Source organism: Nostoc sp. CHAB 5715 (genome assembly GCF_020829685.1).
Taxonomy (GTDB): Bacteria; Cyanobacteriota; Cyanobacteriia; order Cyanobacteriales; family Nostocaceae; genus Nostoc.
Map to the genome: position 1 here is coordinate 1 of NZ_JAIVFR010000482.1, position 5589 is coordinate 5589.

Sequence of the window (5589 nt, forward strand, 5' to 3'; positions counted from 1 at the left end):
CCCATCAATCCCTGCGGCGTATCTGTCATCGATAGAGACAGGTCAACCTTGGCTGTCTTACTGTCCACCATCACAGGATTCAGGATCAGTTCTGGCAACTCCAAGGGTGGCATCGGTGCATTTTGCAAGACAAACATTACCTGGAACAGTGGTGTATGGCTGAGGCTGCGCTCTGGCTGCATTTCTTCTACCAGCTTCTCAAAGGGCAAGTCTTGATGATCAAATGCCCCTGAAGTTACTTTCTGTACTCGTAAAAGCAACTGCCGAAAACTGGGGTTATCCCCAAGGTAGGTACGCAAGACAAGAGTGTTAACGAAGAACCCAATCAATCCTTCGATTTCGGGGCGGTTGCGGTTAGCAGTAGGTGAACCTACTATGATGTCTCCTTCTCCTGTATAGCGGTAGAGTAATGTTTTGAATGCTGCCAACAGAGTCATAAACAAAGTGATTCCTGCTTGCTGGCTAATGTGCTTGAGTGCCTGCGATAAATCAGAAGACAATGAAAAAGACTCGGTTGCACCTTGAAAGTTTTGGACTGCTAATCTTGGATGGTCTGTGGGCAATTCCAGAACGGGTAGGGAACCAGCTAGCTGTCGTTTCCAGTAGTCTAAACGAGTTTTAAGCGCCATCCCTTGCAACCACTCTCGTTGCCAGATGGCATAGTCAGCGTACTGTATGGGCAGTTCGGGAAGTGGCGAAGCAGTCCCGGTAGAAAAGGCTTTATAGAGCGCTGTTAATTCTCCGATGAAAACCCCAATCGACCAACCATCAAAGATGATGTGATGTAGCGTTAGCAACAGCAGATATTCTTTCTCGCCTAATTGTAGCAAGGTGACACGCAGTAAGGAACCGTGTGCCAGGTCAAAGGGATATTCTGCCTCCTTGGTAATCAGTCGCTGAACTTGGGCTGCGCGGTCTACTTCCGACCATTCACTGAGATTCACCACAGGTATGACTATTGATCGGCTTTTGGCAATGACTTGCATCGGATTTCCATCCACCGTGGTAAAGGTAGTACGCAGAATCTCGTGGCGATTTACGATGGTTTCAAAAGCCTGTTGTAGAGCGTCTACTCTCAAATTACCAGTTATTCGTAACCCATAGGGAAGATTATACACTGAGCTATTCGGCTCTAGCTGATGCAAAAACCACAGTCGTTGCTGGGCAAAAGACGTAGGAAAAACAAATAGTTGCTCTGTCATAAATCGTTGTTGTGAATTTCAGAAACCATTAAAATAATTCGTAATTCGTAATTCGTAAATGAATTAGTTGGGAATTTAGACTTCAACTGTCTTGTTGACCACCAATTTTAAAATTTAATATTATCTTGCTTGAAGATAGGAATAAAAGAATGAGGAAACGAACCGCAAAGGACACAAAGAGCGCAAAGGTAAGAGAGTTGTAAAGGGTTTTTGCATCAGTATTGTGAATTTTTTAAAAACTGAGATGTTCAGGGTAAGAGCGTCATTACGTATTAGTAATTAGTTGATAGTGCTTCCAAAGATGTTTAACACTTTTCAGGGGTCTAAGTCCCTCGCTTCTAACAAGCGACAAGTTTTGCGATGGGGTTAAAATCACTATTGCAAAACTTAATTACGAATTACGTTAGCGCAGCGGGGCGTAGCCCATTACAAATTACGAATTATTTAAATACGGTATTGGTCACGAGACACTGGCTGTATTGCAGGTATTCGCAGTTCCTCATTTGTCTTTATCACTTGTGAAAGTTCGTGAATTGTCGGATGTTGGATAAACTCTTGTAAAGAGAAACTTAATCCTCGGTCATTAGCTCTAGATAATACTTGAATGCTGCGAAGAGAATCTCCTCCTAATTTCAAGAAGTTGTCGTGAATACCCACTTTTTCGACACTAAGAACTTGTGACCAAATTTCTGCCAGTGCTACTTCGATCGCAGTGCTAGGTGGGACAAATACTGCTTCTAGATTTGGTCTTTCTTGGTCGGGAATGGGAAGCGCTTGACGGTCTACTTTGCCATTGGGATTTAGTGGTACGGTCTTCAACATCACAAACACCGAAGGCAGCATATATTCTGGCAAGAAATTTTTTAAGAAGCTATGTAGGATATCAACTGTGGGGACTTGCTCCTTTTCTGGGACAATATATGCTACTAAACGGCGGTGAGCATCGATATCCTCTTGGGCGACAACGATCGCTTCTTGCACATCTGAGTGTTGATTCAGAACGGTTTCAATTTCAGGTAGCTCAATCCGATACCCGCGAATCTTAACCTGCTGATCGAGACGACCGAGAAACTCAATGTTTCCATCTGGGAGATAACGCCCTAAATCTCCAGTTTTATAGAGGCGTGCGTTTGGTTCATCGCTAAATGGATTGGGAATAAACTTTTGGGTAGTTAGTTCTGGACGATTGAGATAACCCCGCGCTACACCTAAACCACCAATATAAACTTCACCAGATACACCAATTGGTACTGGTTGGAAATGAGAATCAAGTAAGTAAATCTGGGTGTTGGCAATTGGGCGACCAATGGGAACAGAATTGTTTAAATCATGATTTTGACAATTATATACGCTGCTCCAAACTGTCGCTTCTGTTGGCCCATACTCATTAAATAAGTGTGTCTGGGGAAATAATTCACGATGTTGCTTAACAAGCTCTTTTGGACAGGATTCTCCAGCGACAATTACAGTTTTTAGGCTGAGTAGTTGCTGTGCTTGGGCTGGCTCTAAAATCAGCTTGTAGAGAGAGGGTAGACATAATAAATGGGAAATTTGTTGTTGAGCGTAGCTTGCCGCCGTAGGCATCGCCTCTATCATCTGTTTAATATCTAATTGCCCATTTTCCGGTAAAACGGAGACAAAACCCCCTTGACAAAGTGTCCAAAAAATGACTGCGACAGAGCTATCAAAAGCAAAAGGTGAAGTTAAGAGAAAACCTGTCACAGGTTGCTCATAATAACCAATCCGAGCAGTCGTCGAGTGAACTAAGTTTTGATGCGTAACCTGCACTCCTTTGGGTTGTCCTGTAGATCCAGAAGTATAAATTAAGTAAGCCAGGTTATCAGTCTTCACTTCACTTTTAGGATTTTCATCACCTTCTTTAGCAACTGCATCCCAAAGAGTATCTAAGCAAAGTACTGGCGCTCCAATATCAGGTAAATTTTTCACTAACCGTTCTTGGGTTAATATTATTGATACCTGAGAATCTGCCAGCATATAACTCAATCGCTGGTTAGGATACATTGGATCGATTGGTACGTATGCTCCTCCAGCTTTGAGAATACCTAGTATACCTACCAGCATTTCCCAAGAGCGTTCTACGCAAATCCCCACTAATACATCGGGTTCAACTCCCAAAGCTTGAAGACGGTGTGCTAGTTGATTGGCTCTGGTATTCAATTCTCGGTAAGTTAGTTGCTCATTTTTAAACACCACAGCTACATTTTCTGGAGTCCGTTCTACCTGTGACTCAATTAATTGGTGGATACACTTGTCATTAACATAATCTCTTCTTGTATTGTTGAATTCAACTAGTAGTTGCTGTTGCTCAATATCGACAATACTATGGGTTAAAGTTCCCAGTGTAGTGTGGGGATTTGCAACTATATTGTTTAGCAGCGCTGACAAATGACTCAACATTCTAGTTACTGTCATTTTATTGAAGCAACGTAAGTCATAAAATATATTCAACGATAACTGCGACCAAGGTTTAACTAAAAGAACAAGAGGATAGTTAGAGTTGATAAAAGAGCGAACATGATCAATTCTCAAGTTTCCTGTATGTAAGCAAGAAATATTGGCTGAGGAGTTTTCAAATACCAAAATGCTCTGAAACAAAGGTATGCCTGGAGGTACTTGACTCCAATTCTGGATTTGAACTAGGGGGGTACATTCGTATCTAAGTATACTAAGCTGCTGGGAATGGAGTTCTTTCAGCCAAGATAAAAGCGAAGCTTCACCAGACACGAGTACGCGCACTGGTAGGGTGTTAATAAAAAGTCCCACCATAGAGGAAACCCCTAATAATGTTGGTGGTCGTCCAGACACAACGGTTCCGTACACTACATCTGCTTCATTGCTGTAATAACTTAACAGCAAAGCCCAAACCCCTTGTAATAAGGTGTTCAAGGTCAAATGATGTTGTTGCGCTAAAGACTTAAGTGCTTCTGTGGTTGCTAGCGAAAGTTGGACTTGTTGTTGATTGAAACCTTCTTGTTGACTTTTCCAATCTGCTGTCAAACAAGTTGGTGTTGTGAAGCCCTGAAGATATTTTCGCCAAAAGACCTCAGCCTCTGATAAATCTTGCTGTTTCAGCCAACTGATGTAATCGCGATAAGGACGGCTTGGTTGCAACTGGAGAATCCGACCTTGACAAAGTGCCTCGTAGCAAGACAAAAATTCTTTGAGGATTGTGTTCACACACCACGCATCTAAGACTAGGTGACAAATGCTCCAAATAAATTGGTAAGTATCCACCTCTGTCTGAATTAAGGCCAGCCGCATTAAGGGTGGTTGAGCCAAATCAAAGCCACTTTTTTGGTCTGCTTCCAGGTAACTTTGTAGTTGTGCTTCCTGTTCAGTCGTTGCCAGCTCACGCCAATCATAATGCGCGATCGCTAGTTTAGCTTGTTGGTGTACTATCTGAACTGGCTGATTCAGACCTTGCCATACAAAAGCTGTCCTCAAACTCGGATGTCGGTCTATTACTTGCTGCCAAACCTGCTCAAAAGCTGAAGTGTTGAGAGTTCCGTGCAAGGTACATACTGTTTGCTCCACATACATCCTCGAATCTGAAGCCGAGAGGATGTGGAACAGCATACCCTGTTGCGTCGGCGAAAGTGTGTAGATGTCCTCGATATTTTGAGCTTCCATACTTTGAAATTTTTACCTGTTGTTCAAAAAAAGCTTATTTAGTTCTTCCTGAGTTAATTCAGCTTCTGGAAAATCTGAAGGTTTAAAGCTTGGCGTATCGGTTGACACGAAATGAGCAATGGGCGGTACTTCCTCCTGGGGAACGGAAATTGTCTCTACAACCGTTGCTAACTCTGCAATTGTTGGATATGCAAACAACTGATTGATACTGAATTTCAACCCCGCTTCATAAGCTTTAGCCGCAACCTGAATACTTTGAATCGAATCACCTCCCAACTCTAAAAAGTTGTTGTGGATACCCACCTGCCCAATTCCCAAAACCTGACTCCAGATTGTAGCTAGCACCTCTTCTACTACCGTGCGGGGTGCAGTGTGAACCATTTTTTCCTCATCGGATTGTACCTGCTCAGGTGCTGGCAAACGGCGACGATCGACTTTGCCGCTAGGTGTCAATGGCAATTCTTCTAAGATGACAAAGGTGGTAGGAAGCATATATTCTGGTAACTTCTGCCGCAAGAAACTCCGCAATTCCTTGGTTGTAGGTGCTGGTTTTTGCTGTAGTACTATGTAGGCGACTAAGCGTTTGCTACCTGAGTCTTCTAAAAGTGTGGCGATCGCTTGATACAGTCGATTCGCTAACCCAGGCCAAGAAAATGTTACCTCTGTCAAAATCGCTCCACCTAACAGAGACGCAAAGGTTAATCCCAAGACTGTAATTACCGGAATTAACGCATTT

General features: G+C 43.0%; 3 protein-coding genes. All 3 read right to left on the reverse strand.

The genetic code is table 11. The features are described 5' to 3' along the window. A partial coding sequence (locus LC574_RS23825) for a condensation domain-containing protein (RefSeq protein WP_229456037.1) occupies positions 1-1202 on the reverse strand: 1202 nt, incomplete at its 3' end. Between the two features lie 444 nt (positions 1203-1646). After that, a complete protein-coding gene (locus tag LC574_RS23830; RefSeq protein ID WP_229456038.1) occupies positions 1647-4853 on the reverse strand; it encodes a non-ribosomal peptide synthetase in 3207 nt (1068 codons plus the stop codon). 12 nt (positions 4854-4865) lie between these two features. Next, positions 4866-5589 (reverse strand): phosphopantetheine-binding protein (locus LC574_RS23835; protein ID WP_229456039.1); only part of this gene is annotated, 724 nt, incomplete at its 5' end.